At 28.3% G+C, this 19,101-nt stretch carries 14 protein-coding genes and 1 pseudogene; 6 read left to right on the top strand and 9 right to left on the bottom strand.

Annotated features, from left to right (window positions below; genetic code table 11):
* Positions 1–128 precede the first annotated feature (128 nt).
* Positions 129–1,841, bottom strand: a complete 1,713-nt coding sequence (locus ACYUEW_RS13625; RefSeq protein ID WP_163201270.1) for a methyl-accepting chemotaxis protein — start codon at positions 1,839–1,841, stop codon at positions 129–131.
* A gap of 566 nt (positions 1,842–2,407) precedes the next feature.
* Positions 2,408–2,845: an NUDIX domain-containing protein gene (locus ACYUEW_RS13630; protein ID WP_460276929.1), complete on the bottom strand. Its 438-nt coding sequence runs from the start codon at positions 2,843–2,845 to the stop codon at positions 2,408–2,410.
* Between the two features lie 514 nt (positions 2,846–3,359).
* Between ACYUEW_RS13630 and ACYUEW_RS13635 the strand changes: the two genes are divergently transcribed.
* The 3 genes from ACYUEW_RS13635 to ACYUEW_RS13645 all read left to right on the top strand — a co-directional run bounded on the left by ACYUEW_RS13635 (position 3,360) and on the right by ACYUEW_RS13645 (position 6,746).
* Positions 3,360–3,740, top strand: coding sequence for a hypothetical protein (locus tag ACYUEW_RS13635; protein ID WP_460276930.1), 381 nt, complete (start codon positions 3,360–3,362; stop codon positions 3,738–3,740).
* 396 nt (positions 3,741–4,136) lie between these two features.
* Positions 4,137–4,604: a Fur family transcriptional regulator gene (locus ACYUEW_RS13640; RefSeq protein WP_163201269.1), complete on the top strand. Its 468-nt coding sequence runs from the start codon at positions 4,137–4,139 to the stop codon at positions 4,602–4,604.
* A 132-nt stretch (positions 4,605–4,736) separates the two neighbouring features.
* Entirely contained in the window at positions 4,737–6,746 is a 2,010-nt protein-coding gene (locus ACYUEW_RS13645) for a chitinase N-terminal domain-containing protein (protein WP_045517386.1), read from the top strand.
* A gap of 95 nt (positions 6,747–6,841) precedes the next feature.
* Here the strand turns inward: ACYUEW_RS13645 and ACYUEW_RS13650 are convergent, their stop codons facing one another.
* The 5 genes from ACYUEW_RS13650 to ACYUEW_RS13670 form a co-directional block, all read right to left on the bottom strand.
* The gene (locus tag ACYUEW_RS13650) at positions 6,842–9,061 is read right to left on the bottom strand and encodes a glycosyl hydrolase family 18 protein (RefSeq protein ID WP_460276931.1); all 2,220 of its coding nucleotides are present in this window, start codon (positions 9,059–9,061) and stop codon (positions 6,842–6,844) included.
* 226 nt (positions 9,062–9,287) lie between these two features.
* On the bottom strand, positions 9,288–10,022 hold the full coding sequence (nagB, locus tag ACYUEW_RS13655; protein WP_163201266.1) for a glucosamine-6-phosphate deaminase: 735 nt from the start codon (positions 10,020–10,022) through the stop codon (positions 9,288–9,290).
* An 82-nt stretch (positions 10,023–10,104) separates the two neighbouring features.
* Positions 10,105–11,247 carry an N-acetylglucosamine-6-phosphate deacetylase gene (gene nagA / locus ACYUEW_RS13660; protein ID WP_045517390.1) on the bottom strand — a complete coding sequence of 381 codons (1,143 nt, stop codon included), beginning with the start codon at positions 11,245–11,247 and terminating at the stop codon, positions 10,105–10,107.
* Positions 11,248–11,269: 22 nt separating this feature from the next.
* Positions 11,270–12,142, bottom strand: a complete 873-nt coding sequence (murQ, locus tag ACYUEW_RS13665; protein ID WP_003484174.1) for an N-acetylmuramic acid 6-phosphate etherase — start codon at positions 12,140–12,142, stop codon at positions 11,270–11,272.
* Positions 12,143–12,198: 56 nt separating this feature from the next.
* Positions 12,199–12,933, bottom strand: a complete 735-nt coding sequence (locus ACYUEW_RS13670) for a GntR family transcriptional regulator (protein WP_460276932.1) — start codon at positions 12,931–12,933, stop codon at positions 12,199–12,201.
* 292 nt (positions 12,934–13,225) lie between these two features.
* On the opposite strand from ACYUEW_RS13670, the gene glcT reads away from it, so the two are divergent.
* On the top strand, positions 13,226–14,083 hold the full coding sequence (gene glcT, locus ACYUEW_RS13675) for a glucose PTS transporter transcription antiterminator GlcT (protein ID WP_460276933.1): 858 nt from the start codon (positions 13,226–13,228) through the stop codon (positions 14,081–14,083).
* A gap of 236 nt (positions 14,084–14,319) precedes the next feature.
* Here glcT and ACYUEW_RS13680 read toward each other — a convergent pair whose 3' ends face one another.
* Positions 14,320–14,799: a PTS sugar transporter subunit IIA gene (locus tag ACYUEW_RS13680; protein WP_003484170.1), complete on the bottom strand. Its 480-nt coding sequence runs from the start codon at positions 14,797–14,799 to the stop codon at positions 14,320–14,322.
* A gap of 637 nt (positions 14,800–15,436) precedes the next feature.
* On the opposite strand from ACYUEW_RS13680, the gene nagE reads away from it, so the two are divergent.
* Positions 15,437–16,879 (top strand): N-acetylglucosamine-specific PTS transporter subunit IIBC, encoded by a 1,443-nt coding sequence (gene nagE, locus ACYUEW_RS13685; RefSeq protein ID WP_163201263.1) that lies wholly within the window; start codon positions 15,437–15,439, stop codon positions 16,877–16,879.
* Between the two features lie 232 nt (positions 16,880–17,111).
* Here nagE and ACYUEW_RS13690 read toward each other — a convergent pair.
* Positions 17,112–17,314 (bottom strand): annotated as a pseudogene (locus ACYUEW_RS13690) (helix-turn-helix transcriptional regulator).
* A gap of 283 nt (positions 17,315–17,597) precedes the next feature.
* Here ACYUEW_RS13690 and ACYUEW_RS13695 point away from each other — a divergent pair.
* Positions 17,598–18,968 (top strand): MATE family efflux transporter, encoded by a 1,371-nt coding sequence (locus ACYUEW_RS13695; protein WP_460276934.1) that lies wholly within the window; start codon positions 17,598–17,600, stop codon positions 18,966–18,968.
* The last annotated feature ends 133 nt before the right edge of the window (positions 18,969–19,101 follow it).

Consider the following 19,101-nt stretch of genomic DNA (forward strand, 5'->3'; position numbering starts at 1 on the left):
ATGTTTTATTTTAAATAAATACTCCTTAGTCTAAATATTATAAATCCCTAATTTTACGCATAAAGACTATGAGGTTATTAATTAAAATTCCTCATAGTCTTTTTATTATGGTTGGAAGATTTTTAAATTTATATTTTAAACTTATGAACCATTTCATTTAAATTTTGGGCAAGTTCTGCTTGACTTTGAGCGGTTTCTGCTACTTGTTCTATAGCTTTAGTTGTTTCATTCATACTATCTTTTATTATATCTGCTTCCTCATTAGACCTTTGAGCAGATATTGCCATATTCTGCACTGCTCCACTTACTTGTCCTAATGTTGCTGTAACTTCTTCAGACATAGCTGCAATTTCCTCGGACATTTTACTTACAAAATCAGAATCCTCATAATATTGACTGCCTGTCTCTCCATAAGCATCAAATTGTTCCATTACTTGTGTGTTTATAAATTCCAATATGTCACTACCTGTATCAATACTACTCTTAAATGCCCCTTGTACTCTAACTATAGTTTCTTGAATGCTTAGTACAGCATCTTTTGACTGTTCAGCAAGCTTTCTTACTTCTTCAGCAACTACTGCAAAACCTTTTCCCTGTTCTCCTGCTCTTGCTGCTTCTATTGCTGCATTTAGCGCAAGTAAATTAGTCTGCTCTGAAATACTTGCTATAGTGTCTGCCATAACCTTGATACTATCAACGACTCTACCTTCTTCAACAGCCCTTTCCATATTACTCTTCTTTTCTAAGTGTATTCTTCGTGATTCGTCTATAGCTTTTTGGCTATTCTTTTTAACTTCTGTGGCTCTTTCTTTAAATTGATTTGAATTATCACTTCCTTCCATAGCTTTTTGTGATAATTCATTGGCACTTGAATCTACTTCTTCAACAGATGCGCTAATTTCTTCCGATGCAGCACTAGACTCCTGCATACTTCCTGCAATATTATTTATTGCAGTATCTATAGTTTCCACTTTTGATGATAATTCCTCTACAGTAGCTGAAAGTTCTTCGGAAGAAGCACTTATGTCCTGTGAATTTTCCATAATTATCTTAACTAATCCATTTACATTTTCTTGTGCAGTATTTAAAGCTGTAGCTGTTTGTCCAAATTCATCTCCTCTTGTAATTGCAATTGAAGTTGAAAAATCATAATTGGCTAATCTCTCTGCTAAATCTTTTATCTTATTAAGAGGTTTTGCTATATTTCTTGCAATAAATAGTCCTATTAAAATTGCCATTGCAAGACCAACTATACTTAAAATAACAATAATCATATTAGATTTAGTATATATAGAATTAATATCATTATTTGCTGATTCAGCTGAGTTTAAATTTATTTCAGTTATTTTACTTATACTCTCAAACATAGCATCTCTAACTTTTGGTATTTCTTTATATTGCTTTTCTGCTTGAGCATAATTATTATCTTCTACTAATTTTATAACATCTTCTCTTAGTGTTCTATATTGACTTAATTGCTCTTTAAAAACTTCAAATATTTTCTTTTCCTCTTCTGTCTTTGGTAATTTTTCATACTCAGAAAGATATTTGCTATTTTCATCTTTATTTTTCTGAATATTCTTTACCAATTCAGCCTTCTTAGATTTATCTTTTTCATATATTAACTGTAGCATATCGCTTTTAATTTCTGTCAAATTTTGATTCATATCTGTAATCATATAAACAGATTGAAGATTAATGCTATACATTTTTTCACCATATCTAGCTACATTTTTAAGGGCTACTCCACCTACTGCTCCTACTATAACAATAAGTACAGCTACTATTAAAAAAGCAGAAATTAGTTGTGTTTTTACTTTCTTTTTTATATTCTTAAACATGGTTCATCATCTCCTTAACAAATTGTTAAAATTTAAGTTCATAGAAACATCAATACTATCTTCATTTTTTAACTTTTGTATCATTTCTTTAGTTTTTATCATTATTTAATTAATTTTATTATAAATACATATATCAAGTTTTCATGCAAATTATCTCCTTTATTTTTAATAGTTTCTGTTGAATTCTTACTCTTCTTTTAATTGGCTCTAAATCTGAATATTAGTTATCTTTTCTTTAAGATAGAAAAAGTAAAAACACTATATTTATTGCTTAAAATAAATTGTACTATGTATCTTGTATTTATTTATCGAACAATATTATAAATATTTAATTTAATTAAGTAGAAATTTAAATAAAAAGATAGGCTATTTTAATATAAACTGAAAAAATTCAACAAATCTAAAAATCTAGTGAAGATATTACTCTAAATAGTAAATCTTCACTAGATTCTTTCTTTTTCCAGTTATGAAAAAGTATAAAATTTATAAAAAATAAATTTATTCAACTTGCTTTCATATATTTTTTTAAAATTGACAAGCTAACCTAAGAAATACTTTTGTACATTTTATCGAATATAAGGGCCCCCTTTAGACAATGCATCCTTTAACCAATCAGGATGCATCTTTACTATATCTATAGGTAATTCATCTATAGGGAAAAATTTCAAGTCTAAAGTTTCCAAAGACTCACAGGAAATCTCTCCGCCTATTATTTTTGCTTCAAAACAACAAGTTACAAAATGAGTTATTCTCCCATCTGGGTACTCAAAAATTTGAGACTTGGGGTCGGAATATACTCCAATAAAACGCGCTACTTTTACATGTAATCCTGTCTCTTCAAACACCTCCCTTATTGCAGCATTAGTTACTGTTTCTCCTGTTTCTACATGACCTGAAGGTATACCCCAAAGGCCAACATCTGATCTTTTCTGTAACAAAACCTGTTTTTTATCATTAAAAATTACAATAGCTACTCCCGGACAAATTTCTTTAGCTTGTCCCATAACATCTCCTCCTTTATCTTAAAATATAAAAAACCGAGAAGATAAGAATTCAGCGCATAAAAAATCCGCTGAACCTTCCCCCTCGGGCATTTTATTCCAATAGGTGCCTCTTGCAAAACAAGAGCTATAGCGCTCGGTCACAAACCCTTAAAATCTTAAGGCGGAACCCTAGCTATCTAGTCCCAGTTCAATAAAAAACTATATAATATTAATATTCATGCTATACCCAAATATTAATCTTGTCAATAAATAACTTCCAATAATTCATATAAAAGCTTATAAATTTTAAAATTTTCTTTATCACTATTAAGAATCTCCATCATAAGAAATTATACAATTTTCTATCTATTGTCTATCTTAATTTCTTCTATATAAAATGAACATCTTTAGTAAAATCATAAGCAATTGTAACCAATATATATTTTAAATAATATACTATAGTACAAACTAGACAAGCTTTAAAATAATTTAATTAATTGTACAACTAATTATTTAATAAAAGGGGTTCTAACTTATGATTACAGAAGATAGAATATTATCAAGAGAACTAAATTTAATAAATGAAAAACTGGATTATTTACTTGATAAAGCTGAGCATACAGATGAAACATTAAATGCTTTAATTAATATTACACTTTCCCCTCCATCAGATTCTATTCCAGAAGATCTTATTAATAAAGATAAATCTGATGTATGCACCTATGCTGTTGATCCAGGAGCATTAAGACCATGTGTATTTAAATATGTATATATATGGCTCGATAATGGAAATAGTTTTTGGGCATGGCTAACTTACGTTGGTCCAAAATCCGCTTCAGGATGGAGATGGAATAGCCAGCGTTGGGTTTATTTTGGAGTTGACCTAAATTGTATCGATTATTTTGAATGTTACTAATAAACTCTTTAAATATAATATATAAACTTACAGTGAGTTAAACTGTAAGTTTTTTTAGTTTCTTTGTGTTTTTTAATAATAATCTATAATTTATAAATAAATTCATAATTAAAAACTTGTTTCTTAATATGCCTTTATCTATTTATCTCCTCACTTAAAATAAATAATCTTAATCATTTTTACAATTTTTTTATAAGATAAATGATCCTTTTTTCGTTATTTTAAATCCTCATATGAGTAGATAGTATATACTAATTTTTTATATAATCGATACAGACAATCATTATTAAATATTTTATGGATCTATCTATTAATATTAAATCATTATTAATAGATAATACACAAATTTATATCCAGTTATTTATTACTTAACATTAACCTTTAAGGAGAATTTATATGTCAAAAGAATTAGATTTTTATAAACATATTTTTAACTCTAATAATATCAGGCTTACAACTAGACGAATTATGATCATAAAAATTTTCTTAAATCATAAAAATGATCATTTAACAGTAAATGAAATTTATTATTTAGCTAAAGAAACTTACCCATCAATTGGTCTAGCTACTATTTATAGAACTATTGAAATATTGCTAAAACTAGATTTATTAGACCATCTCTCACTTGAAGATGGAGTTAATCGTTATAAATTATTTGTAAATAAGGATACAAATCTTAAAGCTTATAATAAACATCATCCTCATCTTATTTGCCTTGATTGTAAAAAAATTATAGATTACCACTATAATTTTATAAATACTATTAAAACTGAGATAAATAAAAGTTGTTTATTTAAAGTTACTGACTTTGAAATGAAGTTTTATGGCTATTGCGAGAAATGTTATATTAAAAAAATTAAGTAATTATTAAATGTAACATTTATTGAATTTATATATTTTTAGTTATTAAATGATATTTTTTATATTTTTGTTATATATTGATAATTATATAATAAACATTTACTATATAATTAACATATAAGGAGGTGTACACTTTTGAATAAAAAATTTAAAACTATTAATAAGGCAAACGCTTTAGCTCTTTCAGCAGCTATATTATTAGGTGTATCTACACCTGTTTGTGCTCTAGAAAAAAATAAAGAAGAAATAGATATTAATAAAGTCCACTTAAAATCTAATAATAGTTCTTATGTATTGAACAATTCCAAAAAAAATCCAAAAGTTCTAGATACTCCAACTAGTGTTCCATCTGATTTCCAACTTTCTAAAGACAACTGGGATGGTTCTCCCAATTACACAATTTCAATGGATATGTGGTATGGCGCTAATGGTGATGTATGGAAACTTTATGAAAATGGTAAATTAGTTCATGAAGTTAAACTTGTAAACAATTCACCCAATGCTCAACATGGTGAAGTAAAATTCACTAACAAAAGTAATGGAACCTATAAATACACTGCTGAACTTATAAATGCAGCTGGTGTTAAAAAATCTAAAAATACTGTAGTTCATGAGGTAACTAAAAATGATACTCCTATAGATGTTCCTTTGCCTGAATCCGTTAGTGGGCAACCTGCTGTAGGATATACTGTTTTAAATGAAGATAATAATAACTTTGAATGGGCAGTGTTTGTTTCAAATCCTAATAAAAATTATATATGGCAAGGTAGTAGTTTTTCTTTATGGGGAATGTCTTTTGAAACTGATAATGAAATAACTTCTGTTTCTAATGCAGATTCTTTTAAGCAGAATGGTAAAAATGTAATAATCAATGTAAAACAAGACGAAAGACTTTTACCTTACAATACTACTAGAATATTTGTAGTCAAAGGTAAAAAACATTCTTCGAAAGCACCTACAAATTTTAAATCAAACTTAATTAGAGGAGATATTAGTTATCCTACTTTTGCTTCTCTTCCTTCTAGCTTTACTAAAAATAAGCCAGATTTAAATGAAAAAGATTTAATTGCTAATAAATCTGATTATTATAATCCTAAAATTAAGGTGAATACTGACAATAAACTTATGTATAATAATCCTGCATCAAGTACTCAACTTATAATACCTATGCCAAAAAAAATGCCCGTTCCTATAAATGGTGTAAATGGTTTAAGAATTTGGATGCCTTCTAAATACTTAGCTATGGGAATTGGAACAGGTACTGAATACTTTGGATTAAATCCGAATTTTATGATTGGTTTATCAATAAAAGAGAACTTTACTTGCGGTCTAGCACCTTTAGAATCTGGGTACACAGAAAATATTGTTACTGTGGATGGTGAAAAATGGTCATGGCCAATTCAAAAAAAGCATCCTGATGGCCCTTTCCAACAAGAAAAAGGCAACTTTAACGAAATAAAAAAACAATATCCTGATTATTTTGCAGATTCAGCAGAACATGAAAATTATGTTACTTTAAAAACTGGAGAACCAGATGATCCATCTTATGTTCATGCTGCTATGTCTTCTTACATGAGCCTTACTATGACAAGAGAATTTTTATATGCTATTCCAAATAATGATTTTAGCGGCGCATTAAAAAAAGCTAAAGATCCTTGGGCAGAATTTGTTTTAGTAGATAATGCTTATAATAGGGGTGTTTATGGATTACTTCAAAGAAAATTATTTACGGAACATAGAGATAAACTTATTAATTCCCCTGATATAAATAAGGAATTTAATCTTTCTGGGTTTGCTAATCATATTGAAAATATCCAAAATGTTATTAAAGCTATGGATTCAGAAACTGAAAACTTCTATGATGCTGATATAACTTGGGCTGACATGGAAAACTACTTTAAAGAATTAAGACTATATTATGGTAGAAATGTCCCAACTGATGCTGATTGGAATGTTATGAAAGCTGATGTTAAAAAAGCCTATGATGTACTTTCTAAGCATTGGGGTGGAGGCCGCGTATCTTTAAGATATGACTTCTTAACACTTTTGAGAGTTTGCCAAAAGCATCTTCCTGAAAATAAACAGCCGGCTCCATCTGGTGCTTCTTGGATAGAACAAGTAAACTCAGCTAATAATATTCACTAATTTAGTTACTAAATAAAGCCTTTTACTCTTAACACCTTTAATATTTTAAATAAGAAATGTCAAGCTAAATTTACTTTAACTTGACATTTTTTATATTATTTATTACTTTCTGTTACATTTACAACTAGATCATCACTTCTAGTTGTGCCAGCTTCATTTATAAGTTCTGCATAATAGGTGTACTTACCATTTTTTCTTCCATTTATTTTTAGGCTGTAAGTTTGAGCTTGAGGAGTATTAGCTGTTAAATTTGCTTCACTAATTAAAACACCATTTTCATATATTTTTACCTTATCACCATTAACTCCCCACCACATACTCATAGTAATAGTATACTCTCCATCAGCTGGCCACCAGTTATCATGAGCCAATGCAGGTTTACCTGGCTTTTCTTTAACTGATGAGTCCTTGTCTTTTACAGTTACTTTTAAATCATTACTTTCTATCTTATCATCTTTTCTTACTATTTCAGCTTTATAAGTGTACTCTCCTACTTTTTTATCTTTAAATTCTTTAATAAAAGTTTTACTAGTTGATCCATCAATCTTTTCTGTTAAAATTTCTACTCCATTTTCATATAGTTTTAGTTCATTTCCATTATTATCTTTTAAAACTTCCATAGATATTTTATAATCTCCTGTATTAATTTGTTTATCCACAGAAATTATAGGAGCTTTTAATTTATTAGGATCTGTTGCTTTAACTACTATGGTATTACCTTTAGAGGAACCATATTTATTGACAAGCTCTGCTGTATAAGTGTATGCCCCTTCTTTCTTTCCTTTAAAATTTTTTATTATATTGTTTGAAGGTAATTTGTTTATATCTTCTTCTAAAATCACTTCATTATCTTCATATAACTTAATCTTATCTCCTCTACTATCTTTTGGTATAGATATATTAATATCATAGTTTCCATAATTATCATCATTTTTCAAAGATACTTCTGGTGACTTAGGCAGCTTATCATCTGAAGGTATACCTCCATCTCCAAAGAATCCTTTATAAATAACATCTGTTAAACTACTTCCTTTTAGAGGTGCATCTCCTGCTAATTCCCAGAAAATTACCCCACCATAGTTATTATCTTTTACATATTTAACTTTTTCACCTAAAGAAATCTCATCTTCATAGGTATACATTTCTCCTTTAGATTCACTATATAAATAAGGGACCTTTGAATAAGGATCTCTATATTTTTTAAAGGATGAATCTTTCTCTAAAGTCCCCTTTATATAATGGTAAGGATTGCATCCTGCTGCACGTCCTCCATCCCATGTTCCTTTTGCTCCTCCAGTTGCTGTGGCAAATAACCCTGGCAGTTCCTTTATAGGTCCATCATTTTTTACACCTTTCCATCCACGAGAATAATATGGTGATCCAACTACAAGTTTATCCTTTGGTATATTATAAGCTTCAAATAACTTCATAGCTGTGTCTACATTATAATAATTCTTTACTGTATCATCATGATTGTCATAAGGATTTTTGTATAAAGGTGATTGATGTCCTGTTACATTTTCCCAAGCACCATTCATATCATATGTCATAATGTTTATAAAATCTAAATACTGTGAGTATTTTTCTGGTTCAGTCTTCTCTATTTTATCTTTTCCAGATCCAACTGCAGCGGTAAGTTCATAATATTTATTATCTTCTTTACCAGCTTTATTTAATGTTTCTCTTAAATCCTTTAAAAGAAGTGTAAAGGTTTCTTTTTCACTTTCGTCTGCCAAAGGTGTTCCTTGATCATTAGGATTATCTACAGTATCTCCTTCTCTTTTAAAAGTAGGATATTCCCAATCTATATCAGCACCATCTAAATCCCAATCACGAATAAACTCTACAACACTGTCAGCAAATATTTTTCTGTTTTCTGGAGTCTTTGCTACATTATGAAATCCAGCTGATTGACTCCATCCACCTATAGATATGAGAACTTTTACATTTGGATACTTCTTTTTATATTTTTTTATTTGTCCTAGATTTCCTTTATAAGGCGAATCCCATCCATCACCAAAATCTATACCTGTAGCAGCCCATTCATCAAATAAAGCAATTTTATTATTTTTTATAGTTGCAAATGCATAATTTATATGAGTAACTTTATCCCAAGGTACATCAGATATCTTGTAATTATTATGACCTCCGTAAACACTCCATTCCGTAAAATAAGCCACAATTTTTTTTCTAGATTCATTAGAATCAGCTGCCTTAGTCGTCTTTCCTTTTAAAGGAATAATACTAAATAACATAAATAAAGATAGAATACATCCTATATATGCTCTAATCCTCTTTTTTTTATGATTCTTCATAAAATTTCCCCCTTTATAATTATTTATCACTTTTTACTTTATTCGTATATTTTTACATAAAACTTAATATTATAGAAAATATTAGTTAATATCAATATATTTTACAAAGAGGTTTATGTTAACATTTTTTTGTATTTTTTACATATTAATGAATAAAAAAGCGCTAGGTAATTCATCCCTATAACCTAAGGGCATGAATTCCTAGCACTTATATTTTAAGCTACCTTTACTTCAAATTTAACTTGCTAGCGGCTTCCTTATCTATAATAACAACAATATCTCTGTGTAATTGAAGAATAGATGCAGGTATATTAGGAGTAATTTTACCATTTATAGCTTTAAAAACAGCATCAGACTTTGCACTACCACAAGCTAACAAAATTATCTTTTTTGAATGTAATATAGTTTTAATTCCCATGCTAATAGCTTTTGTTGGCACCTGATCTTTTGAGCTAAAAAATCTTGAATTAGACTCTATAGTTTTTTCATCTAAATTAACTAGATGAGTTTCTGATTCAAAACTTGCATCTGGTTCATTAAATCCAATATGTCCATTAACACCAATGCCAAGAATTTGTAAATCAATGCCATCTTCCTTATCTATTTTTCTTTCATACTCCTTACACTCTGCTTCTATGTTATCAGCCATTCCATTAGGAATATTAATATTATTGTCATCAATATTCACATGATTAAACAGATTATTCATCATATAATAATAATAACTTTGAGGATTTTCTCTATTTAAACCATAGTATTCATCTAAATTAAAAGTTTTAACCTTAGAGAAATCCATCTTTTGATTTTTGTAAATATTTATGATTTCTTTATACATTCCTATAGGAGTATCTCCAGTTGCCAATCCAAGGACACTATCTGGTTTTAAAATAACTTGGCTAGCCACCATAGCGGCTGCTTTTTTACTCATTTCTTCATAATTATCTACTACTATAATTCTCATAAAAACACACCTCATTAAAATTAAATTTTCTCTTTTAATAAATTAATAACTAATTATGTCTAATAATCTAAGTCAAAATGTTTTATTTTTGATAAACAATATTGCCCTCAACAATTGTCATACTAATATTAATGTCTTTGTCAAAAATAGCAATATCAGCATCTTTTCCTTTTTCAATACTTCCTTTTTTATCATATATGTTTATATCTTTAGCGGGATTAATTGTTACCATAGATATAATTTCACATAAAGAAGCATCTATATTATTTTTCATATTCTTGATTGCATTATCTAATGTCAAAATACTTCCAGCTAGGGTATCATCTTCTAGTCTAGCAGAACCATTTTTTACAATAACTTTCTGTCCTCCTAGTTCCCATATACCATTGTTCATGCATCCAGCTCTCATTGAATCTGTAATTAAAATAATCTTGTCTTTACCTTTAATTTTAGTAAGAACATTAATAGCTCCCTTATGAACATGAATATTATCTGCTATAAGCTCGCAAGATATATCTGTATTCATAATAGCTCCTATTATTCCTGGCTTCCTATGATTTAAAGGAGTCATAGCATTAAATATATGAGTAGCACGACTTATTCCATTATCTATAGCTGCCATAGCTTGTTCATAAGTTGCATCTGAATGACCTATAGATAAAACTATATCTGTATTTTCTTTAATATATTTTAAGAACTTAAAATTTTCATCTTTCTCTGGTGCCAGCGTAATTATTTTTATTACATTCTCATAACCTTTAATAAAATCAAAACTTGGATTTTTTATAAAATCCGCCTTTTGAGCTCCTTTATATTTTGGGTTAATAAAAGGTCCTTCTAAATGTGCTCCTAAAACCTTAGCACCACCTAAATCCATATTCATAGCTTGTTCTATAACATCCAAAGCTTTATATATACGTTCTTTAGCCATAGTCATGGTAGTTGGTAAAAATGAGGTCACACCTCTTTTAGCTATAGTATTACTTATAACCTTTATAGACTCTATTTCCCCATCCATAGCATCTTTTCCACCTGAACCATGTATATGAACATCTATAAACCCTGGAGAAATATATAACCCCTTAGCATCAATAATATAATCATTTTTACTTAAACAAACATTCTCTCTATCTAATATGTCGATTATTTTTTTTTCAAATAATAATACTTTATTCTCTAATATTTCATTCCCTACTATAATCTTTCCATTGACTATAGCCTTCATATTAATCACTCCCCATATCTACCTAGCTTTTTAAAGCATAATAAACTCTACCTCCATGCTGTTGTAACTTTTCTTGTGCTTTTTCAACTGAAATTCCTGTTTTAATCATAACTATAGCAACTTTGGGATCATAATTACATTCCTTAAGATATTTTTCAACTACCTCTAACTCTTTATCTGTTGCCAACATAACTATTTCTTTAACTCTGTCTTTTAGCTTGTTATTTATAGGCCTAACATTAACCATAAGATTAGAATAAGTTTTTCCAAGATTAATCATGGCAGTAGTACTTAACATATTAACAATCATTTTTTGTGCAGTACCAGCTTTCATTCTTGTTGATCCCATTATAACCTCTGGCCCCAAATCTACAGCTATAGTTAAGTCACATATATTTTTAAGCTTTCCATTTTTACTACACATAATGCCTATGGTTTTACATCCTAGCTGTCTTCCATATTTCATAGCACTATTTACATAAGGAGTATTGCCACTAGCAGTTATTCCAATTAAAACATCCTTATTATTTACTCCTATTTTTTCTAGATCTTCTATGGCTAACTCCTCATTATCCTCAGTATGTTCAAGACAATCGCTTATAGCTGCTTCTCCACCTGATATAATGCCTTGTACCAAGAAATCATCAATTCCAAAAGTTGCAGGACAATCGGAAGCATCCAAAACTCCAATTTTTCCACTGGTTCCACTACCAATGTAGAGCATTCTGCCTTCTTCCTTTAGAGCTTTAACAATAATATCCACTGCATAAGCTATATTTTTTTCTTCTTTTTTTATAGCTTTTGCCACTTTTTCATCTTCTTCATTTATTTTTCTTATTATTTCCAAAGTACTTAAACTATCTAAATTAACAGTATTTATATTTCTTTCACTCATAAGTTCGCCTCTTTTCTCAAGATTAATATAGTTAATCTTTAATAAATATTAATCTATTACTGGAAAACCAACTCATACTTATATATGTCACTTCTATAAATTGCTTTTGTATATTCTATTGGAACTTCACCTTTTATATAAGTAGTTCTTCTAAACATTAAGGCTAAAGCATTTTCATTTTGGTTTAAAAGCTTACATTCGTCCTCATTTAGAATTATAGGCTCTATAGTTTGTTTTGCCTTATCAGGAAAATAATTGTATTTATTTTTAAAAGTTTCATACAAAGATTTTCCCTCTATAGTTTGTCTATCCATATCACTACATAAATTATGTGGTATCCACACAGTTTCTATAGCTACTGGTTCACCTTCACTCATTCTTAATCTACTAATTTCAAAAACTTTATTATTATCATCTGATAAGTTTAAAACAGACTGTATTCTCTTTGTAGCTTCCTTTATTTGAAAAAATAAAATTCTAGTTTCTGTTTTTAATCCCTTATCCTGCATTACTTCACTAAAACTTTTTAGACCAGCTATTTCTTTATTTTCTTTAGGTTTAGCAACAAAAGTACCCTTCCCCTGTTCTCTATATAATAATCCTTCATTAACTAAAGACATTATAGCCTTATTTACTGTCATTCTACTAACACCTTGAATTTCACAAAGTTCTCTTTCTGTAGGTACAGCATCTCCAGGCTTTAATTCTTCATTTTCTATCATCTCTTGCAATATCTCTTTAATTTGAAAATGGAGAGGTACTGGATTTTTTTTAGAAACAATTTTCATCATATCACTAATCCCTTCTTTGTTTATCTAAACCTTTATTATACTAATCCTTATATTTCTTAATACTAGAATTTATGGTTTATTTTTATAAAACTTAATAATAAATTTAATATTCAATTCCTATTCTTTATGTTATTATATCATCATATTGTTATGTTGTATATACCAATTTCCCTTGAAAAATATTTTGTTTGATTTTATACTATATTATAAAGAGAGTATTTGTAATCTTATAAATATATAAAAGTTAATTTAATTTTCATATAAAATTTATCTATATTTCGGAGGAATTGTAATGAATGGTTTACAAGACAATTGCTATCAGGTTATAAAAGTATTTAATAATAATGTTTTACTGGTACATGAAAGTAAAGAAGAAAAAATTCTTTTTAGCAAAGGTATTGGTTTTGGAAAACATCCTGGAGATAGTATCCCTTTTGATATAAAAATTGATAAGATATTCACTATACAAAATAAAAATAATTTTAATAACTTTAAATTTTTAATGTCAAATGTAGACAGTGATATTATAGGTTTATGTGAAGAAGTAATTTCAATGATTTCCGATGAACTAAATGAACCTTTAAATGAAAAAATACATGTATCTTTAACTGACCACATATCTTATACTATAAAACGACTCATGGAAAATAATTCTATAGAAAATCCCTTTTTAGTAGAAACAGAAACTCTATATAAAAAGGAATTTGCTATAGCAAAAAAAGCAATAAGGATGTTAGAAGATAGACTTAATTTAGTTATTCCTGATGAAGAGGCAGGTTTTATCACTTTACACATTCACTCTGCAAGAAACGAAGGGAAACTATCTAATACCATAAAATACGCTTTTCTTTCTAACACTATCATAGAGTTCCTTGAAGACGAACTTAACATAGAAATAAATAAAAGTTCCTTAGACTACGCCCGATTTTTAACTCACATAAGATTTGCAATAGAAAGAATTTTAAATAATACACCAATAAAAAATGAACTTTTAACTGCTATAAAAAGTCAATATAAAATTTCATATAAATTGGCTAAAAAAGTAAGTGAAATAATAGAAGGGGAGCTTTCCGTAAATGTGTCCAAAGAAGAAATAGCCTACATTGCTATTCACATAGAAAAATTCAGAAATTCTCCTACTAAAAATTAAGTATCCACTTAACTTTTTCCTATACCTAATTAATACTGCACTATAAAACTTAATTTTTAAGAAATTTTTCATTCCATATAATTAAAAAAACCTTTAATACAGAAAGAATAATAATAATTATTCTTACACTAAAAGACGTAATACTAATATACATAAATTATACTAGTATTACGCCTTACTAAATAAACTTTAGTTCTAATATTCCAAATAAGTTTATAAATTATAACTTTATTAAATTATTTATCAGTATAGATAATCAAAATATCCTTTCCAGGACTAGCATTAAAACCTGTTTTATATTGTATATTTTTAACATTATCAGGATTTGTTATTAAAACAGGTGTAATCAAAGAATATCCTTGAGCTTTAATAAACTCCCTATCTATCCTGATAATAGGGTCTCCTGTTTTAACTTTATCACCTTCCTGTAATAATCTTTCAAAACCTTTTCCTTCTAATTTAACAGTGTCAATACCAATATGGACTAGAAGCTCTGTTCCATCCTCTAAAGTAATACCAAAAGCATGATTAGTTTTAAATATTAAAGAAATTACTCCATTTGCTGGAGCAACAATAGTATTATCTTCACATTCAATAGCAACACCATCTCCTGCTAATTTACTTGCAAATACTTCATCTGGTACTTCTGATAATTCTAATACTCTCCCTAAAACTGGAGCGACAATCTTGTTTTCTCTCTTAAAAAAACTAAACATTTTTAAAACCTCCTAAATATATCTAATACAAATATTACTTACATTTTTATAAAAATTGAAATAAAAAAAGGCACAAGTTATCTCTAACTTATGCCTGATCTAACAGTTACACGTTTAATACTTATATCAGTATATAATCTAAATCCATTGATGTCAATATATTATAAAAAATTAATTAAGTATAATATATTGACATTTTTATTTTTATAGCTTATACTTAATTTATCGGCGTGCAACCAACGTTGGGCAAGAGCTGAAAAGGTTATCTATACCTTTTCGGCTTTTTTTATTACAATTTTTTAACTAAATTCATATTTATCCGATGACTACCCACTCTAATACTCCCATCTTCTTAAAAGTGGGAGTAAAGAGCGGCTATGTTTCTGGATAACGATTTCTAAGCTTTAATGGAGTAAAAACTCCCTCTGAAGCCAAGAACTCTGTTTATAAGTATATTTATTTTAAGAAATGCATCTGTAGGGTTAATTTCAAGAATTTTCTTTCATTTTTTATTCTTTTGCAATACTTTTACTTAATAATAAATAAATTCTTAAGTTAATTAAAGATGTATTCTACTAAAATATCTATACAAATTAAATGGAAATATATTATTAAACATGTATTAGGAGGTATAAACATGGCAAAAAACAGTAAAATTTTATCAAAGGTTCAAAAGTTAGGTAAATCTCTTATGACCCCTATAGCTGTATTGCCAGCAGCTGCCCTACTTCTTAGATTAGGACAGCCTGATATTTGGACTTGGGTTGGTTCTTTACCAAGCGGTATTCCTTGGATGTCTTCAGCTGGATCTGCTATTTTTGATAACTTATCCCTTATTTTTGCTATAGGTATAGCTGTAGGATTAGCAGAGGAGAATAATGGTGTTGCTGCAATTTCTGCTACTGTTGGCTACCTTGTGCTAACAAATGTTTCTTTAAAATTTGATGATACAATTAATATGGGAGTTTTATCTGGTATAATCGTAGGTATATTATCTGCATCCCTTTATAACAAATATAAGGATATCAAACTTCCTGATTATTTAGGTTTCTTTGGTGGTAAACGTTTTGTTCCAATTATAACTTCTCTATATTCTTTAATTTTAGGAATTATATTTGGATTTATATGGCCTCCAATTCAAAATGTTATAAATAACTTTGGTAACGCAGTTGCTGGAGCAGGAGCTATTGGGGCATTTTTCTTTGGATTATTTAATAGACTTTTGATTCCAACTGGATTACACCATATTATGAATACAATATTTTGGTTCCAATTTGGTACATTTAAAAATCCAGCAGGTAAAATTGCTAATGGTGACTTAAATAGATTTTTCGCTGGAGATCCTACTGCAGGTACTTATATGACTGGATTCTTTGTAATAATGATGTTTGCTCTTCCTGCAGCCTGTTTTGCTATGATAAAAGCTGCTAGAGAAGAAAATAAGAAAGCTGTTTCAGGTATGCTTTTAGGGTTAGCATTTACTGCATTTCTTACAGGGGTTACTGAACCAATAGAGTTTTCATTTATGTTTATTTCTCCTGTTCTTTATGCAATACATGCTTTGTTAACTGGTATAGCTCTAGCCCTTACATCAGCCTTAGGAATAAAATGTGGATTTGGATTTTCTGCAAGTCTTATAGATTATGGTCTTAATTTTGGTATATCAACTAAACCACTATTTATAATTCCCATAGGTTTAATATTTGCAGCAATATACTACTTTTTATTCTTGTTCTTTATAAAGAAATTCAATTTACCTACACCAGGAAGGGAATTAGATTCAGAAGTTAATACAAATATCAATGTTGATACGCCTAAAAAAAGTGGACATTCTAAATTAGAAGATAAAGCTAAAGGAATACTAAACGCTATCGGTAATTCTGAAAATATTGATTCTATAGATGCTTGTGTAACTAGAATAAGACTTGTTGTTTTTGATGGAAGCAAAATAAATGAAGCTAAACTTAAAGAATTAGGCGCTAATGGAATTATGAAGCTTGATGATAAAAATTTCCAAATAGTGGTTGGCACTATAGCTGATCCTTTAGTATCTCAAATGAAACTATTAATGAAAAAATAAATTACTTTATAACTTAAACTATATTCCTTATATAACTTAAAAGCCTACAAATATATAAATATTTATATTTGTAGGTTTTTATTTATTACTTAAAATACTATCATAAATTACTTTATCACTTAATTTTATATAATACTTTGGTTTTTTATTATTCCAATCTATATATATTTACCTAAGATATATTATTTCAAATGTTTTTTGTTTTACCCCTAAATATTATAATAAATACATATCAATCTATAAATTCAAACAAATCTTCAACCTACATATTAAAATTTTAGCAATATCCACAGTAAGTTTTAGTGAAGAATTGTATTTTCCATTTTCAAGATGCATAATAGTTTCCCGTCTAACTCTTACTAAATCAGCTAATTCCCTTTGCTTCATGTTTGTCTTTTCTCTGAACTCTTTTAAATTGGTTTTTAAAAGAGCCATTTTACAAAAATGTATCTTCTCCAACTTCTCCTATTCAATTCAAAATTAGCTTTTTTATAATAGAGCAATATAAATTAAAATAATCCTTTTTTCGTTATTTTAAATCCTCATATGAGTAGATAATATATACTAATTTTTTATACAATCGATACAGACAATCATTATTAAAAACCTTAGAGGATATATTCATTGATATTAAGGGAGGTAGATAAAAATATAATCAATCACAAAATTACTAATACTCACTATCATAAAAAATAATTTTAAAAAAGGAAGGATATATATGAATAAAAATCGCGAAGAATTAATTAATGGTAATATGCTTACATTGCTTTTAAAACTTTCTATTCCAGGCATTATAGGAATGCTAGTCATAGGATTATATAATTTATGTGATGCTATTTTTGTCGGAAAACTAGTAGGAGAAACTGCCTTGGCTGCTGTAAGCATATCCTCTCCATTTACTTTTATAAACAATTGTATTGCTGTACTCGTAGGTGTTGGTTCATCTTCAATTTTATCTCGAGCTATTGGATCAAAAGATGATAAAGTTATTAATGAAATTTTAGGAAATTTAATACTGTCTGTATTAGTATTATCATTGGCTGTAACTATATTAGGATGCTTATTTTCAGAAAATTTACTTAGATTTTCAGGAGCTACAGGAGAAATATTAAAATCAGGCATAAACTATTTAAGAATAGTTTATATTGGATCATTCTTTGTTAATTTTTCACAAAGCGCTAATATGCTCATAAGAGGAGAGGGAAAGATGAAAGAAGCTATGAGTATTATGGCATTAGGTGCAATATTAAATATCATTTTAGATCCAATATTTATAAAGACTTTAAATTTTGGCGTTGAAGGTGCAGCTATAGCTACAATAATTGCACAAATAATCCAGGCTCTAGTTACATTTATATACTTTAAACGTAACAAATCAATCCTATCAGTAAATAAATTAAAGTTTGCTTTCGATTTAATGCCAGAGATATTATCCATAGGAGGTTCAGCTGCAATGATGCAACTTATGTATCTAGTACAACAAACTGCTTTGTATAAGCTCACCTCAATATATGGTGGGGATGAACAATTGGTATTAATGGGTGTAGCTCTTAGAATTTTAATGTTTACATTTATACCTATCTGGGGAATCGGACAAGGACTTCAACCTATAGTAGGAATGAATTTTGGAGCTAAAAAATATGATCGTGTTAAAGATGCTGTTAAAATCTTTAGTATAGCTTCTACTATCTTCATTGGAATATTATGGGTCTTTTATATGCTTAAACCTAGAGTTGTTCTAAGTTGGTTTATTAATGATAAGACTATAATCGAAAATGGATACGAATTTTTTAGACTTATGTTTTTAACTTTCCCAGTATCAGGACTTATAGTTATGTCTATGACATTTTTCCAATCAATAGGTAAAGGCGGAAAATCTGCACTAATAACTATTTTAAAACAAGTAATACTCTTTATGCCTATAGCTATAATTCTTACTAAAATTATAGGAATAAAAGGAACATGGTTATCTTCTTCAGTTACTGATTCAATAGTATTTATACTTTCTCTTGTTCTTTTAGCCATGGAATTTAAAAAATTAAATAATATAAATTCTTCAGAAAATCAAAATATAACTTACATTAAATAAAATGGATGAAGAATATATATTTAGATAAAAGGTGACATTTATGTTATGTTACCTTTTATTCATTTTTAATCAATATCTTTTTCATGCATTAATATTCTGTAAAAAACATAATCTCACTCACTATATCCTATAA

Source organism: Clostridium sp. CTA-1 (genome assembly GCF_054768215.1).

Excerpts from the sequence above, each read along its gene's own strand:
- ACYUEW_RS13625 (WP_163201270.1), bottom strand. The coding sequence starts at position 1,841 with ATGTTTAAGAATATAAAAAAGAAAGTAAAAACACAACTAATTTCTGCT.
- ACYUEW_RS13630 (WP_460276929.1), bottom strand. The coding sequence starts at position 2,845 with ATGGGACAAGCTAAAGAAATTTGTCCGGGAGTAGCTATTGTAATTTTT.
- ACYUEW_RS13635 (WP_460276930.1), top strand. The coding sequence starts at position 3,360 with ATGATTACAGAAGATAGAATATTATCAAGAGAACTAAATTTAATAAAT.
- ACYUEW_RS13640 (WP_163201269.1), top strand. The coding sequence starts at position 4,137 with ATGTCAAAAGAATTAGATTTTTATAAACATATTTTTAACTCTAATAAT.
- ACYUEW_RS13650 (WP_460276931.1), bottom strand. The coding sequence starts at position 9,061 with ATGAAGAATCATAAAAAAAAGAGGATTAGAGCATATATAGGATGTATT.
- nagB (WP_163201266.1), bottom strand. The coding sequence starts at position 10,022 with ATGAGAATTATAGTAGTAGATAATTATGAAGAAATGAGTAAAAAAGCA.
- nagA (WP_045517390.1), bottom strand. The coding sequence starts at position 11,247 with ATGAAGGCTATAGTCAATGGAAAGATTATAGTAGGGAATGAAATATTA.
- murQ (WP_003484174.1), bottom strand. The coding sequence starts at position 12,142 with ATGAGTGAAAGAAATATAAATACTGTTAATTTAGATAGTTTAAGTACT.
- ACYUEW_RS13670 (WP_460276932.1), bottom strand. The coding sequence starts at position 12,933 with ATGATGAAAATTGTTTCTAAAAAAAATCCAGTACCTCTCCATTTTCAA.
- glcT (WP_460276933.1), top strand. The coding sequence starts at position 13,226 with ATGAATGGTTTACAAGACAATTGCTATCAGGTTATAAAAGTATTTAAT.
- ACYUEW_RS13680 (WP_003484170.1), bottom strand. The coding sequence starts at position 14,799 with ATGTTTAGTTTTTTTAAGAGAGAAAACAAGATTGTCGCTCCAGTTTTA.
- nagE (WP_163201263.1), top strand. The coding sequence starts at position 15,437 with ATGGCAAAAAACAGTAAAATTTTATCAAAGGTTCAAAAGTTAGGTAAA.
- ACYUEW_RS13695 (WP_460276934.1), top strand. The coding sequence starts at position 17,598 with ATGAATAAAAATCGCGAAGAATTAATTAATGGTAATATGCTTACATTG.